A 14,804-nucleotide genomic window follows, 5' to 3' on the forward strand; every position below is an offset into this window, starting at 1 on the left:
TCATGTTCTATGACTCCCTGCCGTTTCGAGCGGTTGCAGCCGATGTGCTGCTTGCGGTCGAAAACGGTCAGTCGCTCTCGCAATGCCTGCCGTACGCATTGAGCCAACTGCCCCCTGAGCAGCGTCCCCAGTTGCAGGCCATTTGCTACGGCACCTGTCGCTGGTTTCATCGGCTGGATGGCGAGCTCAACCAGCGCCTGAAGAAACCCATTCGCAAACCCGACCGGGTTATTCATCATCTGATGTTGGTAGCACTGTTTCAGCTTCGTTTCAGTGAACAGGCGACTTACGCCGTGCTCAATGAAACCGTAGAAGCCTGCCGCGCGCTCGATCGGCCGCACCTGACCGGGTTGGTCAACGGCGTATTAAGAGCGGCCGAGCGGGAAGGCGCTCCGGAGCCGAGCGACGACAGCAGCCGCTTCAGCCACCCGGTCTGGATGGTGGAAAAACTGCGCCACAACTGGCCGGAGCACTGGCAGGCCATCCTCGATGCCAACAACACCCAAGCCCCGATGACGCTGCGTGTTAACGCTTTGCGCTTCAGCCGCGACGAATACCTCAAGCTGCTGACCGATGCCGGCATCGGTGCCAAGGCAACCCGCTTCGCCCCGCTTGGCATTCAGTTGGAACGCCCGGTTCCTGTGGACAACCTGCCGTGGTTTGAAGACGGTGCCGTCAGTGTTCAGGACGAAGCCGCACAACTGTGCACCACCTTGATGGATCTTCAACCCGGCCAGCGAGTGCTGGATGCCTGCGCGGCACCCGGTGGAAAAACCTGCGCCATCCTTGAAAGCTGTGCCGAACTTTCTGAAGTCATCGCCATCGACGAATCGCAAGATCGCCTGCCCCGAGTTCAGGAAAATCTGGACCGGCTCGACCTGTCCGCCAGCCTGATACAGGCGGACGCGGCTGACACAGAGCAATGGTGGGATGGTCAGGCCTTCGACCGCATCTTGCTGGATGTGCCCTGCAGCGCCACCGGCGTTATCCGCAGGCACCCGGACATCAAACTGCTACGCCGTGAATCGGACATCGTGCCGCTTGCCGGCATACAGCTTGGCCTGCTCAACGCCATGTGGTCTATCCTGAAACCCGGAGGCCGGTTGGTCTACGCCACCTGTTCGGTGTTTCCACAAGAGAACCACCGTATAATTCAGCGCTTCCTGAAACAGCAAGAACACGCACAACTGATTCCGATCGACGCGAGCTGGGGCCTGGATATGGATGCCGGCCGCAATCTGCTGCCGGATCCCAACAGCCACGACGGCTTTTTCTACGCCGTGCTGGAGAAACCTGACGCATGAACATCCTGATTCTCGGTGCAGGCCAGGTCGGTGGTACGCTGGCCGAACACCTCGCCAATGAAGCCAACGACATCACCGTGATCGACAGCGACAGCGTTCGCCTCCGGGAGCTGCAAGATCGCCTAGACATTCGCACGGTGCACGGCAAGGCGTCGTATCCGGCCGTGTTGAACGAAGCCAACGCCGAGGATGCCGACATGGTCATCGCCGTCACCAACAGCGATGAAACCAACATGGTGGCGTGCCAGGTCGCCAAGCTGCTGCACAAAACGCCCACGACCATCTGTCGGGTGCGCGCCGGCTCGTATCTGGCCAATCCCGCGCTGTTCTACAACAAAGATACCGAGAAAGACTTGGATAAACTTCGGGGCTTTCCGATTGATGTCATCATCAGCCCGGAACAACTGGTCACCAAGCATATCACCCGGCTTATCGAGTATCCCGGCACGCTTCAGGTGCTGGAGTTTTCCAAAGGCCTGACCCGACTCGTCGCCATCAAAGCCATCGAAGGTGGCCCTCTGGTAGGCCGCGAGCTGTCCTATCTGCGCACCCATATGCCGAAAATCGACACACGGGTTGCCGCCATTTTCCGGAAAGACCGTGCCATCATCCCGACAGGCGATACGGTGATCGAAGATGGTGATGAAGTGTTCTTTATCGCCGCCACAGACCACATCCGCTCAGTGATGAGTGAACTGCAGCCGCTGTCCAAGCCGTATAAACGCATCTTCATTTGTGGCGGGGGCAACATTGGTTACCGGCTGGCACGGGCACTGGATAGCCGCTACCAGGTGAAAATTCTCGAGCGGGATCACGACCGCTGCATCATGTTGTCGGAAAAACTGCGCAAAACGGTGGTGCTGGAAGGCAGCGGCGCTAATAAAGACATTCTGGTGGAAGAAAACATCGAGAATACCGATGTCTTTTGTGCGGTCACCAACGACGACGAAACCAACATCATTGCGTCGCTGCTGGCCAAGCGCCTGGGCGCCCGCAAAGTACTGACCCTGATCAACAACCCCGACTACGTGGATTTGATTCAGGGCGGTGTTATCGACGTGGCCATCTCACCCCAGCAAACCACCATCGGCAGTTTGCTGACCCACGTGCGCCGGGGCGATGTGGTGAACGTACACGCCCTACGCCGCGGGGCAGCCGAGGCCATCGAGGCCATCGCCCACGGCGACCACCGGTCCTCGAAAGTGGTGGGCCGACGGCTGGATGAAATCCATCTGCCACCGGGCACCACCATCGGTGCGATCGTGCGCCATGGCGAGGTTCTGATCGCCCACGATCACTTGCGCGTGCAGCCGAACGACCACGTTATTCTGTTCCTGGTCGATAAATCCCGCATCCGGGATGTGGAGAAGCTGTTCCACGTGGGGCTGACGTTCTTTTGATTGATCCCGAACACATCAATACGCAGATTGGCACTTAGAAAAGCAGCGCCAGCCAGCGTATAATGCGCGTTTTAAATTTTCGGAGTGTTCCGTGAAAGCGGAGCGCCACACACAGACTGACCAGCAGGCAATCGTCGTGACAGACAAGGCAACCAATAACTCCGCGCCAGACATCAAGACCTTTCAGGGTCTGATTCTGGCATTGCAGAATTTCTGGGCGCAGCATGGCTGCGTGATACTTCAGCCTCTCGATATGGAAGTCGGCGCCGGCACATTCCACTCGGCCACATTCCTGCGCTCCATCGGGCCCGAGACCTGGAACGCCGCCTACGTGCAGCCCAGCCGCCGCCCAACCGACGGTCGTTACGGTGAAAACCCGAACCGCCTGCAGCATTACTACCAGTTCCAGGTGGTTCTGAAGCCGTCTCCAGACAACATTCAGGAACTGTACCTGGATTCGTTGCGTGCTTTGGGCCTGGACCCTCTGGTACACGACATCCGCTTTGTAGAAGACAACTGGGAATCCCCGACGCTGGGTGCCTGGGGTCTGGGCTGGGAAATCTGGCTGAACGGTATGGAAGTTACCCAGTTCACCTACTTCCAGCAGGTGGGTGGTCTGGAATGCTACCCGGTTACCGGTGAGCTGACCTACGGCCTTGAGCGCATTGCGATGTACCTGCAAGGCGTCGACAGCGTTTACGATCTGGTGTGGACCAACGGCCCGGATGGCGTAGTCACCTACGGCGATGTGTTCCACCAGAACGAAGTGGAACAGTCCACCTACAACTTCGAGCAGGCCGATACCGAATTCCTGTTCCACAGCTTCGACGTGTACGAGCGGGAAAGTGCCCGCCTGATCGAAGCCGGCCTGCCACTGCCTGCCTACGAGCAGGTACTCAAGGCCTCTCACACCTTCAACCTGTTGGATGCTCGTCACGCCATCTCTGTGACCGAGCGCCAGCGTTTCATCCTGCGTGTACGCACACTGGCCCGCTCCGTGGCTCAGGCTTATTTTGAAAGCCGCCGCAAGCAAGGCTTCCCATTGGCACCCGAAGCGCTCCGCAAAGAGGTGCTGGCAGCGGCTGATGCGGCTGACGCTAAAGCCAAAGGCAAGAAGTCCGGAAAAGCGAAAAAGGCACAGCAGGAACAGGGGAAAGCATAATGGCTACACAGGATTTTCTAGTCGAACTGGGCACCGAGGAACTGCCTCCGAAAGCCCTCAAAGGCCTGTCTGACGCCTTCACCCAAGGCATCACCAAAGGCCTTGAAGACGCGGGTGTTGCCTTTGGCGCCGTCGAAGCCTTCGCGGCGCCACGCCGTTTGGCGGTGCGCATTCGGGATCTGGCCGATGCCCAGCCTGACAAGTCTGTAGAAAAGCGTGGCCCTGCGGTTAAAGCCGCCTTTGATGATGCCGGCAACCCGACCCGCGCACTGACCGGCTTCGCCACCTCATTGGGCATTACTCCCGATCAACTGGACACGCTGGAAACCGACAAAGGCGCCTGGCTGGTATTCCGCACCGTCGAAAAAGGTAAGCCCACGGTTGAGCTGCTGCCTGAACTGATCAACCAGTCACTGTCTGCTTTGCCGATTCCCAAGCGCATGCGTTGGGGTGCCCACCGCACCGAATTCGTGCGCCCGGTCCACTGGCTGATCATGCTGTACGGCAACAACGTGATCGACAACCCGATCATGAACCTGAAGCCCGGCAACAAAACCCGTGGCCACCGCTTCCATTGCCCGAAAGAGCTGATCATCCCGACCCCGGCCGACTACGAAACCGTGCTCAAGCAAGAAGGTTACGTACTGGCCGATTTCGCCGAGCGTCGTGAGCAAATTCGGGTTGGCGTGAACGCACTGGCCAAGAACGAAGCCGGTGGCGTTGCCGTTATCGACGAAGATCTGCTGGACGAAGTCACCGCCCTGAACGAATGGCCGGTGCCCTTGATGGGCCGCTTCGACGAGCGCTTCCTGAAAGTCCCAGCCGAAGCTCTGATCTCCTCCATGAAGGAACATCAGAAATACTTCCACGTGGTCGACAGCAACGATCAGATGATGCCGTTGTTCATCACCGTCGCCAACCTGGAAAGTAAAGACCCGGCTCAGGTGGTTGCCGGTAACGAGAAGGTCATCCGCCCGCGCTTGTCGGACGCGGCTTTCTTCTTCGAAACCGACTGCAAAACCAAGCTTGAAGATCGTATCGATGCGCTCAAGCCGATCGTATTCCAGGAAAAACTGGGCAGCATTTACGACAAGTCTGTGCGCGTAGCCGCACTGGCCAAGAAAATCGCCGAAGCCATCGACAGTGACCCGGCTTTGGCCGAGCGCGCCGCCATGCTGGCCAAGACCGATCTGGTTACCGAAATGGTGCTGGAGTTCACCGAACTGCAAGGCATCATGGGCAGCTACTATGCCGCCGACGACGGCGAGCACGCCGACGTGGCCAAGGCCCTGAACGAGCAGTACATGCCGCGCTTTGCCGGCGACGATCTGCCCACCACGCTGACCGGTTGCGCCGTTGCCATCGCTGACCGTATCGATTCACTGGTGGGTCTGTTCGGCATCAACCAGCCGCCCTCGGGAACCCGTGACCCGTTTGCCCTGCGCCGTGCTTCCCTCGGTGTGCTGCGCATCATCATCGAGCGCGAACTGCCGCTGGATTTGCAGACCCTGTGCGAGTGGGCGGAAGAGAACTTCACGGTACTGACCGAAGAGAACACCGCCAGCACCGTGGTGAACTACATGCTCGAGCGCTTCCGGGCCTTCTACGACGAGCAGGGCATCAGTGCCGAAGTCTATCTGGCCGTGCACGCACGTCGCCCGACCTGCCCACTGGACTTCAACCGCCGCGTGAAGGCCGTTGAAGCCTTCCGCCAGTTGCCAGAAGCTCTGGCTTTGGCCGGTGCCAACAAGCGGGTATCGAACATCCTGACCAAGCAGGGCGGCGACAGCATTGGCGAAACCGTAGACAACGCGTTGCTGCAGGATGAGCCCGAGAAAGTTCTGGCCCAGAAGGTTGAAGAGCAAGCCGCGAAAGTGTTGCCGTTGTTCGAGCAGGGCGACTACGCCACCGCTCTGACATCCTTGGCCAGCCTGCGCGAACCTGTGGATAACTTCTTCGACGAAGTCATGGTTATGGCCGACGACGAAGCCGTTAAAAACAACCGTTTGGCGCTGCTCAACCGTCTTCGTAACCTGTTCCTGCGCGTTGCCGATATTTCCCTGCTACCCACAGCCGGGTAAACGCTCTAACGCGCAGTTTTAAGTAGGTATTTCCCCAGGGAAGGGGCTAGCAAAATGGCCGGTAATCCGTATAATACCGGCCGTTGATCGGCGTGTGGCGCAGCTTGGTAGCGCACTTCGTTCGGGACGAAGGGGTCGCAGGTTCGAATCCTGCCACGCCGACCATTTTCCCGCTTTTCTGTTGTTGATCTCCCTCGTTGTTATCATTCCATAGCCCTTTTCGGGTTAGCATTTCTGTATCTTTCGTAAGTCTGCTAATGTTCTGGCAATTACCTTTATCCAGAATAGAAGGGAGGACGTTTATGAAGGATGCACTGGCCCGGCTACGTCAATTCCGAGACGACAGAGATTGGAAACAATTCCATAACCCTAAAGATTTATCGCTGGCCCTGAGCATTGAAGCTTCGGAGTTGCTGGAACTGTTTCTCTGGAAATCTCCCGAACAAGCAAATGTCGAGAAAGTGAAAGAAGAATTAGCAGATGTTGTCGCCTACGCCTTGCTATTGGCAGACAGCTACGATTTGAACCTGGAACAAATCGTGCTCGACAAGATTGCCAAGAACGAACAGAAATACCCCGTTAGCAAAGCTAAAGGAACAGCAAAAAAATACACGGAGCTATGAGTCAATCGTCGATGGTAGAAGTACAGCGTTACCCTTTCAGCAAGGATGCGATAAGCGAGTTACGTAACAACGCTTTTGCAGCGGATAGCTGGCCCCTGGTGTACGTGCTTAGTGATGAGAAACACCGACGTGCTTACATCGGCGAAACCACAGACACGCTCACCCGTATGAGCACACACCTCAAGCACAACGAGAAACAACTGCTAACTGCAGTTCATCTGATCACCAGCGAATACTTCAACAAATCGGCGACTCTGGATGTCGAATCGCTATTGATCAAATACATGGCAGCAGACGGTAAATACACGCTGCTGAACGGCAATCTCGGCCTCGCGGATCACAACTATTACCAGCGCGACGCTCTCTACAACGAGGTATTCCGGGAAGTATGGAATCGCTTGATCGCCAAAGGAGTGGTGTCACGTACTCTAGATCACCTCGATAATTCCGATGTATTTAAATATTCCCCTTATAAATCGCTGTCCTTCGACCAGCGTCAGGGGCTGCTTACCATCCTGCATGAATTGCTAAACCCCGGTGTCAAAAACATCGTCATTGAAGGTGGAGCAGGCACCGGGAAATCCGTCTTGGCGATATTCCTGTTCAAACTGCTTCTCTCAGAAAAAAATCACATTGACCTTCGGGATTTCTCTGAAGACGAAGCAGAGATTCAGTCCTTACTCACCAAATTTCAGGCCACTACTCCCAAGCCAAAGATGGCGCTGGTCGTGCCGATGACATCCTTTCGAACCACACTAAAGAAGGCATTCAGACACGTCTCAGGCCTTAGTCCCGGTATGGTGATCAGTCCATCTGAACTCGCCAAACAGCACTACGACATCGTGTTAGTGGACGAATCCCATCGCTTGCGAAAGCGTAAAAACCTCGGAGCCTACTTCGGTGGCTTTGACAAAACCTGTGCGGCTTTGGGTTTGGACAAACACAGCTGTAGCGAAGTCGATTGGGTGTGCCAGCAATCTGATAAAGCCATTTTCTTCTATGACCAAGGGCAATCGATCAAACCGTCAGACGCCGATACAGAAGTTTTCCTGCACCTTAAAGCCGCCAAGGATTCCGTGACGCATTCGCTTCTGTCGCAGTTCCGCGTAAAGGCTGGACAACCCTATGTCGAGTTTGTGGATAACCTGCTCAACGGTCGTGTTGGTAAGAAAGAAGTCTTCCGAGCAAAAAACTATGAGTTCGAAGTGTTCGAATCGCTTGGCGATATGGTGCAGGCCATTAACGACAAAGAAACCCAGGTCGGGTTGTCCCGGCTAATTGCTGGCTATTCGTGGCCGTGGATCTCAAAAAAAGACAGCACGGCGTACGACATTGTCATTGATGACGTCCAGCTTCGCTGGAACAGCACGAATACCGATTGGATTAATAAGGTCAGCTCTCACAACGAAGTCGGTTGTATCCACACTACACAGGGCTACGACCTTAACTACGCAGGCATCATATTTGGAGAAGAAATCCGTTTCGATACGGAAAGCCAATCCATCGTCATCGATAAGGCCAACTATTTCGACCGCACTGGTGGGCAGGGCATTAAAGACCCGGAAGAGCTGAAGCAATACATCATCAATATCTACCGAACCATCATGCTCCGGGGAATTCGGGGCACCTTCGTTTACGCCTGTGATAAGGCGCTTCGGGAATATCTCAAGCAGCACATCCCTGAACACGCCCCCAACCAAGGAGACAATTGGACTCCCGAAGTGGTGGACCTCAAGCCATATGTCAACGCTGTGCCTTTGTTCGATCTGCAAGCGGCCGCTGGCACGTTCAGTGACCTACAGAACGCACAGGACAAAGACTGGGTAGCCGTACCTAACGACATTCAGGTACGGGAGGGAATGTTTGCCTGCCAAGTGATCGGAGAATCAATGAACCGGGTTATACCAAATGGCGCTTTGTGCCTGTTCCGTCCCGATAGAGGTGGCAGCCGGAATGGCAAAACGGTGTTGGTGGAATGCACAGATAGCATCGATGCTGACTTCGGTTCGCGCTACACGGTGAAAGTGTACGAAAGCTTTAAAACCGAAGACGAACACGGCTGGCTCCATAAGCGCATTCAACTTAAGCCCAACTCGTACGATCAAAACTTCGAAACTCTTGAACTGAACGAAGAAAATGCGCTTCAGTATCGAGTAGTGGGTGAATTTGTGTGCGTAATCGAGTAACCACGCGTTGTCTAAAACGCGCCTACAACAAATGCTCAATCGGCAAAAACGAAAACACCGAAACCATTATCCGTTTAAGTACCCCAACACCCGGATCGCTGCTGCGCCGTATCTCTTCATCACCATTGCGCTCTATCCACTGTAAATCGCCGTCTTCGTCCAGCACTACCTCATAGGCGGTTATTTGGGCTTGCTCTTCAAAGTGGTTTTCCATCAGTTGAGTCAGTTCCGGGCTTTCAATCACAAAGCCCAGCTCCGTGTTGATGTGAACGGAACGAGGATCGAAGTTGAACGAGCCCACGAACAACCGTTTTCCGTCCACCGCAAAGGTTTTGGCATGCAGGCTGGAAGACGAGCTGCCCATCAGGTTGTCCTGTAACGAGCGCTCCACAGGCTCTTCTCCGGGCACCTTGCGCAACTCGAACAGCTGCACACCGGTTTTAAGCAGCAGTTTCCGGAACATCTCCACCCCGGCTTTGGTGGGGATGAAGTAGGGCGACACCAAGGTAATTGAGTGCTTCGGGTCACCCATGGCTTCAGCCAATTGGCGGCTCATCAAGCCTTTTTCGGGGTTTTCTCCCAGCACTTTCGCCGGGTCATCGCTCACCATCGACACCGGCGACCAGACAAACTCAAGATCGCCCGCTAACAGATTCTTCAGAAATTCGGATTCAACCACCGGGCCAATAGCGAGCACATCCAGATCCGCAAACAACGCGCCCGAGCCCGCGCCGAAATATTCATTGGCTATATTGCGCCCGCCGACAATCGCCGCCTGTTTGTCGGCATTGAAGGATTTATTGTGCATCCGGTGATTCAGGCGCGAGAAGCTGGTGAGGTTTGTTGCGCGGGAAGGGATTGGCTTTCAGGGCGGTCGCTCAACGGAGGCAGGGCGCACCCGCTGAGCACAACACAGGTTGCGAACAAGGCCGCAAGCCCTGGACAAAACCGCCTGAACCGGTAAATCAATGCATACACTCCTTCTGATTAATGGGTTAGTGTAGCAGTTAGAAGCCATGCTATACCCAACCGAAAACCCAAGCGGAGATTCATGATGATCGGATACGTTACTCTGGGCGTCAGCGATATGGAGAAAGCCAAGCAGTTCTACAGCGATCTGCTGGGGGACATGGGCGCAAAATTGCTGCTGGATATGGGCCGTATTGCGTTCATCGGCAAAGATCTGAGCACGCCCATGCTGGCGGTATGCACGCCGTTCAACGGTGAACCGAACAACCCGGGCAACGGCAACATGCTGGCGCTGCAACCGGGCTCGAAAGAAGCGGTAGACAGCTACTACAAGAAAGCCATTGAATTGGGTGCCACCTGCGACGGTGAGCCGGGGCAGCGCATCCCGAACCAGTTCTACGGGGCCTATGTGCGCGATCCCGACGGCAACAAGCTGGCATTTTTCCAGTTCGGCTGATCAATAAAAAAGCCCTGCAGCGATTAACGGCAGGGCTTGTTTATTCAGGGCCAGCCGTAAAACAAGCCGCCTCAATAAGCGCCGCGAATCAGATCAATCCCCGGTTTTAGCACCTCTTTCCAGGCTTGCCGAAGCTCCGGGCTGTACTCCGGATCGTGCATACGCACGGTTTTCAGCAACGCCTCTTCCCACAAATCGTACCATTCCGGCTGGATGTCGTAATTCTTTCGGTTATGACTCTCGCCCAGATCCCGCAATTTACGGTCGGACATACCGCGAGCCACCAGAATGATCTGCATCACGCCGTGGCGTAGCAGATGGCGTTGGGCCGCCATATCGGTGTCGGCAAAACGCTTGCGAATGGCCTCTGAACTGGCCATGAAGAAATCGTAAAAATCGACAAAAAACTGTTCGGTTCGACAACAGCGGCCATAGCTCTGGAAAACAAGATCCGTGTTATTCATCTGCAGTGTCTGCCTTGGGGATAAGTGAAGGACGCGTGAGAAGCTGACGAATTGTAAGCATGCAACCTAAACTTTCAATAGCGGGATGGCGAAACTCCGGATTTATTTCAAAGAGTTACAAAACATAACAAAGTTCAGAACGGCTCAGGAAACCACCAGCCCGGCAGCAACCGATTAACTGACGGCTTCAGAAATCGGTCGTCTATGAGCCAGATCACTCCTTGGTCTTCCGGTGTTCGAATCACCCGTCCCGCTGCTTGCGCAACTTTCTGTAAGCCGGGAATGAGGTAGGTGTATTCGTAGCCATTGCCAAACCGCTGCTGCAGTCGGGTTTTCAGGATTTCGTGCCAAGCGTCGAAGGGCGGCAGGCCCAAGGTGGCGACGAAGGCACCGATCAACTGGTCTCCGGGCAGATCAATGCCTTCACTGAACACCCCGCCCAATACCGCGAATGCCACGCCGCCATTCGGCTTCTGGAACCCCGCCAGAAATTCGCGCCGCTGTTCCGCAGTCATGCCCGGTTGCTGGCTGCGCTGGGGAATATCCGGGGCGTGTTCCGCCAAGGCATCACTGGCTTCTTTGGCGTATTTAAAGCTGCTGAAGAACGCCAGGTAGTGGCCGGGGCGTTGCCGGTACTGGCTGGCAATCACCTCCGCAATGGGTTGCAACGAAGCCTCTCGGTGAACCTGCCGAGTGCTGATGCCGGGGGTAAAGTTTACTTGCAGTTGCTCGGCGCTGAACGGGCTGGGCAGGGAGGTAAACCGGGCATCTTCCGTCATACCCAGCAGGTCCCGGTAATAAACGCCGGGGCTTAGGGTGGCGGAGAACAGCAGCACCGAGTGGGCATCGGCAAAGCGCTCGCGAAGGTAATCGGCAGGAATCAGATTCTGTAACGTTAAACTGGCCCGTCCACGACCACTGCGCTGAAATTCACACAGCGAGTGATCCCCGAAACTGTCCGCCAGCTTCATAAAGGCCACGCTTTCAAACATCACTTCTTGCAACGGGAGGTCGGGCGGGTTGTCGGCGAGGTAATCGGTGATGGTGGACACCATCGCCTGCAAGGCCCCCAACAACTGTGAGGGTAGGGTAGCCAGAAACACCGGCTGGTCCTGATCGCCATGATCACGAATCAGACTCTGCCACGCGCGGGCGGTTCGGTCCAAAGCCGACTTCAGCGGTTTGGGCGCGGTTTTCTTAACCTTCAGCAAGCGATGCTGGTCCAGGCGTACCGAGTACATGCCGCGGCCACGGTCCACCAGATTATGGGCTTCGTCCACCAGCACACTGGCTTTCCAGTTGTTTTGGCGGATCAAACCGTGGAGCAAGGCGGATTGGTCGAACATCCGGTTTACATCGCCGATCACCAGATCGCTCCAACGGGCCATTTCTTGAGCCAGAAAATAAGGACAAATGTCGTGACCTGCAGCGATTTGCTGCAAAACATCTTGAGTTAGCGGACTTTTGCTTTGAACGGCTTCGGCCCGCGCATCTGGCAAACGGTCGAAAAAACCTTTCGCCAGCGGGCAGGAATCGCCGTGACAGGCTTTGTCCGGGTGCTCACAGGCGTCGTCTTTGGATACCAGTTCCAGTGTACGCAGGGGCCAGGGCTGCAACGGGTCTTGGGCCGAACGCAACTTATCCACAGCATCCAGTGCCAGTTGCCGAGCGGTGTTGCGGCAGGTGAGGTAGAACAGCCGATCCTGTCCTGCGGCGGGCATCGCCATTAACGCCGGGAATAGGGTGCCCAAGGTTTTACCCAGTCCGGTGGGCGCCTCCAGCAATAAGGTTTCACCTTTCACGGCATTCTTGTAGACGGTTTCCGCCAGCTGCCGCTGGCGTGGACGGAAGTCCGGGAAGGGGAAGGTCAGCTCGGCCAACAACGCATTGCGCTGTTCCCGATGATGTTCTTCCTGCTCGGCCCAGGCTTTATACAGGGTGCATAGAGCTTCGAGTTCCAGCCACAGCTCGTCGGCACTGGCAGTTTCTACCTGTGTGGTTTCTTTGCTCTTGCCGATGTCGAAATAGACCAACGCCAACTCCAGCTTTTTGCGCTTTTCCTGTCGGCATAACAGAGCTCCATAAACCCGCAATTGGGCTCGGTGCAGTGCCCGTTGGTGCTCGCGTATACGGGACACATCACCCCGGTGAGTTTTGATTTCTTCCAGCCGGCCGTTGTGCGGGTTATAACCGTCAGCTCTTCCGGATAGCTTTAAACCCATGCACTTTCCGGTAAGTGAATACTCGCTTTTGTAGCCGTAACCGCGGTTATCCTGAATCGTTTGATGGCCCGCGATGCCTTCTTCCGCGCTGGGGGCCGGGGTGTAGCGGAAGTCCAGATCGCCGTGGCGAGCAGCGAACTCGCACAGGGTACGAACGGCTACCTTCATGAACTCCCCCCCGCATCCTGCCAACGCACGTAACACACGCTGGCGGGTATGCCTTGCTGGTCGAAAAAAGCGAGCCAGCGGCGTTGGTGATCCTGCAGTCGGTCGCCGGGGCCTTTCACTTCAATCATTTCATAACGGTGTTCAGGGGCTTCTCCGTTGGGGATAAAACGAATCAAATCCGGGAAGCCGCTGCGGTGTTCCTTCACATTGGTTAGCAGCCGGTCAAACAGCGCTCTGAGATGGGCCGGCGGGATACACTCCATGGCCAATTCCAGCAAGTCTTCGGTGACCACCGGCCACGCGACAAACGGGTTAGCAAGACCCTGTTTCGCTTTGAAGGTTTCACGGATGATTCGTCGATAAGCCTCCGTTTCCAGCAGCGCAAAGCACTGGTCGAACTCCGTTTGTCGGCGGGCGACAAAGTCTTCTCGAGTCAGGTCTGCCGGGCCGATGTGGAAGGGGTGAAAAAACGCGCCAGCGATGGGTTTGAAAATCACCCGCCAACACAGCAAGCCGAACAGGGCATTGATCAGTGTATTTTCCACATAGAACACCGGGGCACTTTCGCTGGTTAGGTGCGCCAAAGCCGCTTGCTCAACCGTGCCGCTATCCGGTTTCGGGAGGGTGACCGTTATTTCCCGGATCAACGGCTTGGTCGGCACCTGTGGTTTCGGTGCGCCCATTTTCGGTGCCAGCCGTTTCAGAATCCGCTCCAGTCCTTGAGTTTCGGCATCGCTCAGTTTGCCGGTTTGCCACTGCCCGGCGATGGCCCAGGCCTCCTCGAACCGTTTCAGGCGTTCCAACAATCGTAACTGCTTGAGCCTGGCTTCCCGGTGCCCGCTGGCGGCCCAAGCCTGCAATGCTAGTTTTGAATTGCCTTGCCGCTCAGCCTGTCGGCCCAGTTCCAACAACAGGCGGTTTCGGCGGCTGGCTAACCATGAGTTATCCACAGGCGCTGAAATATCCGGCCAAACCTCTTCTGCCGCCTCACCAGCATCCAAGCGCTCCCGGCACTGATGCATCTGCAGGTAGCTGTCCACCTCGGCCCGGTGCTGGAAGGCCCGGGATTCGGGGGTAAAGGGCACCGTCTCAAATTGCTGTACGCCCAGCTCCACCAACACGAAGTCGGTCCAGCTTTGGCGCAGGTTGCCGAAGAACATCAGGCGAATGCGATCGAACAGAGCCATATCCTGTACTTGCACCACCTGCGGCACCGGTTGATCAAACCAGCGGTGAACCGGCTCAGGTTCGGGCAAGGTGGCGGCAAGGGCCTCACGAAGCTGGGCTTTGGGTAAGCTTTTGGGCAAGCGGTTCTGCGCCAGCCAGTCTGCAAACAGCGGCCGAAGTTCGGCGAGGGTAAACAACCGAAACACATCCTCTAAGCCCAGCAACGGGGCAGGCTCCAGCCATTGCTCAGCGATCAGCTCCGCCACGGCGTCGGTTTCCGGCTGCGGCAGTTCCGGGTAATTCAACTTATCCACACGGAACAAGTCACCGGTGCGCATCACCATGCGAGTCAGTAGCGCCCGCGCCGCCACCGGTAGCGCTCGGAAACTCGCCAGCCGCGCGCGCTCGAATTCAGTCAGGAGATCGCTGTGATGCGCAGCCACCCAGTCCACCAAGGTGTTCATGTTTTCCAGGTAGTACAACGGGTTCTCAAGATCCGCCGTGGTCGGATACGACCGCATTTGTCGCATGAAAGGGATATCCTGCCTAACGAAACAAACTCGGGTTTGGGGTAACCTGTCACCCAGACCCATTTTCCGGA

At 56.1% G+C, this 14,804-nt stretch carries 11 protein-coding genes and 1 tRNA gene; 8 read left to right on the forward strand and 4 right to left on the reverse strand.

What is annotated here, in order from left to right; translation table 11 throughout:
* Positions 1 to 2: 2 nt before the first annotated feature.
* The 7 genes from rsmB to DOQ08_RS11680 all read left to right on the forward strand — a co-directional run bounded on the left by rsmB (position 3) and on the right by DOQ08_RS11680 (position 8,756).
* On the forward strand, positions 3 to 1,304 hold the full coding sequence (gene rsmB / locus DOQ08_RS11650; RefSeq protein WP_114335092.1) for a 16S rRNA (cytosine(967)-C(5))-methyltransferase RsmB: 1,302 nt from the start codon (positions 3 to 5) through the stop codon (positions 1,302 to 1,304).
* Positions 1,301 to 2,704, forward strand: a complete 1,404-nt coding sequence (trkA, locus tag DOQ08_RS11655; RefSeq protein ID WP_114335093.1) for a Trk system potassium transporter TrkA — start codon at positions 1,301 to 1,303, stop codon at positions 2,702 to 2,704. The genes rsmB and trkA overlap by 4 nt, the downstream gene beginning before the upstream one ends.
* A 136-nt stretch (positions 2,705 to 2,840) precedes the next feature.
* Positions 2,841 to 3,866: a glycine--tRNA ligase subunit alpha gene (glyQ, locus tag DOQ08_RS11660; protein WP_114335495.1), complete on the forward strand. Its 1,026-nt coding sequence runs from the start codon at positions 2,841 to 2,843 to the stop codon at positions 3,864 to 3,866.
* The gene (glyS, locus tag DOQ08_RS11665) at positions 3,866 to 5,947 is read left to right on the forward strand and encodes a glycine--tRNA ligase subunit beta (RefSeq protein ID WP_114335094.1); all 2,082 of its coding nucleotides are present in this window, start codon (positions 3,866 to 3,868) and stop codon (positions 5,945 to 5,947) included. The genes glyQ and glyS overlap by 1 nt, the downstream gene beginning before the upstream one ends.
* Positions 5,948 to 6,035: 88 nt before the next feature.
* Positions 6,036 to 6,112, forward strand: a tRNA-Pro gene (locus tag DOQ08_RS11670).
* A 137-nt stretch (positions 6,113 to 6,249) separates the two neighbouring features.
* Positions 6,250 to 6,570 carry a nucleotide pyrophosphohydrolase gene (locus DOQ08_RS11675; protein WP_114335095.1) on the forward strand — a complete coding sequence of 107 codons (321 nt, stop codon included), beginning with the start codon at positions 6,250 to 6,252 and terminating at the stop codon, positions 6,568 to 6,570.
* Positions 6,567 to 8,756 carry a DUF2075 domain-containing protein gene (locus DOQ08_RS11680; RefSeq protein WP_114335096.1) on the forward strand — a complete coding sequence of 730 codons (2,190 nt, stop codon included), beginning with the start codon at positions 6,567 to 6,569 and terminating at the stop codon, positions 8,754 to 8,756. Before DOQ08_RS11675 ends, DOQ08_RS11680 begins: the two co-directional genes overlap by 4 nt.
* 22 nt (positions 8,757 to 8,778) lie before the next feature.
* On the opposite strand, the gene DOQ08_RS11685 is transcribed toward DOQ08_RS11680, so the two are convergent.
* Complete coding sequence (locus tag DOQ08_RS11685; protein WP_114335097.1) at positions 8,779 to 9,564, reverse strand: phospholipase D-like domain-containing protein; 786 nt, start codon at positions 9,562 to 9,564, stop codon at positions 8,779 to 8,781.
* Positions 9,565 to 9,810: 246 nt separating this feature from the next.
* On the opposite strand from DOQ08_RS11685, the gene DOQ08_RS11690 reads away from it, so the two are divergent.
* Positions 9,811 to 10,182, forward strand: a complete 372-nt coding sequence (locus DOQ08_RS11690; RefSeq protein WP_114335098.1) for a VOC family protein — start codon at positions 9,811 to 9,813, stop codon at positions 10,180 to 10,182.
* A 71-nt stretch (positions 10,183 to 10,253) separates the two neighbouring features.
* Here the strand turns inward: DOQ08_RS11690 and DOQ08_RS11695 are convergent, their stop codons facing one another.
* From DOQ08_RS11695 to DOQ08_RS11705, 3 genes are all read right to left on the reverse strand, one after another.
* On the reverse strand, positions 10,254 to 10,646 hold the full coding sequence (locus DOQ08_RS11695) for a globin domain-containing protein (RefSeq protein ID WP_114335099.1): 393 nt from the start codon (positions 10,644 to 10,646) through the stop codon (positions 10,254 to 10,256).
* A 134-nt stretch (positions 10,647 to 10,780) separates the two neighbouring features.
* Complete coding sequence (locus DOQ08_RS11700) at positions 10,781 to 13,036, reverse strand: ATP-dependent DNA helicase (protein ID WP_114335100.1); 2,256 nt, start codon at positions 13,034 to 13,036, stop codon at positions 10,781 to 10,783.
* Positions 13,033 to 14,733, reverse strand: coding sequence for a VRR-NUC domain-containing protein (locus DOQ08_RS11705; RefSeq protein ID WP_227537629.1), 1,701 nt, complete (start codon positions 14,731 to 14,733; stop codon positions 13,033 to 13,035). The genes DOQ08_RS11700 and DOQ08_RS11705 overlap by 4 nt, the downstream gene beginning before the upstream one ends.
* Positions 14,734 to 14,804: the final 71 nt, after the last annotated feature.

Source organism: Marinobacter litoralis, from assembly GCF_003336705.1.
Classification (GTDB): Bacteria; Pseudomonadota; Gammaproteobacteria; order Pseudomonadales; family Oleiphilaceae; genus Marinobacter; species Marinobacter litoralis.

Excerpts from the sequence above, each read along its gene's own strand:
- DOQ08_RS11680 (WP_114335096.1), top strand. The coding sequence starts at position 6,567 with ATGAGTCAATCGTCGATGGTAGAAGTACAGCGTTACCCTTTCAGCAAG.
- glyS (WP_114335094.1), top strand. The coding sequence starts at position 3,866 with ATGGCTACACAGGATTTTCTAGTCGAACTGGGCACCGAGGAACTGCCT.
- DOQ08_RS11690 (WP_114335098.1), top strand. The coding sequence starts at position 9,811 with ATGATCGGATACGTTACTCTGGGCGTCAGCGATATGGAGAAAGCCAAG.
- DOQ08_RS11705 (WP_227537629.1), bottom strand. The coding sequence starts at position 14,733 with ATGCGACAAATGCGGTCGTATCCGACCACGGCGGATCTTGAGAACCCG.
- trkA (WP_114335093.1), top strand. The coding sequence starts at position 1,301 with ATGAACATCCTGATTCTCGGTGCAGGCCAGGTCGGTGGTACGCTGGCC.
- DOQ08_RS11685 (WP_114335097.1), bottom strand. The coding sequence starts at position 9,564 with ATGCACAATAAATCCTTCAATGCCGACAAACAGGCGGCGATTGTCGGC.
- rsmB (WP_114335092.1), top strand. The coding sequence starts at position 3 with ATGTTCTATGACTCCCTGCCGTTTCGAGCGGTTGCAGCCGATGTGCTG.
- DOQ08_RS11700 (WP_114335100.1), bottom strand. The coding sequence starts at position 13,036 with ATGAAGGTAGCCGTTCGTACCCTGTGCGAGTTCGCTGCTCGCCACGGC.
- DOQ08_RS11695 (WP_114335099.1), bottom strand. The coding sequence starts at position 10,646 with ATGAATAACACGGATCTTGTTTTCCAGAGCTATGGCCGCTGTTGTCGA.
- DOQ08_RS11675 (WP_114335095.1), top strand. The coding sequence starts at position 6,250 with ATGAAGGATGCACTGGCCCGGCTACGTCAATTCCGAGACGACAGAGAT.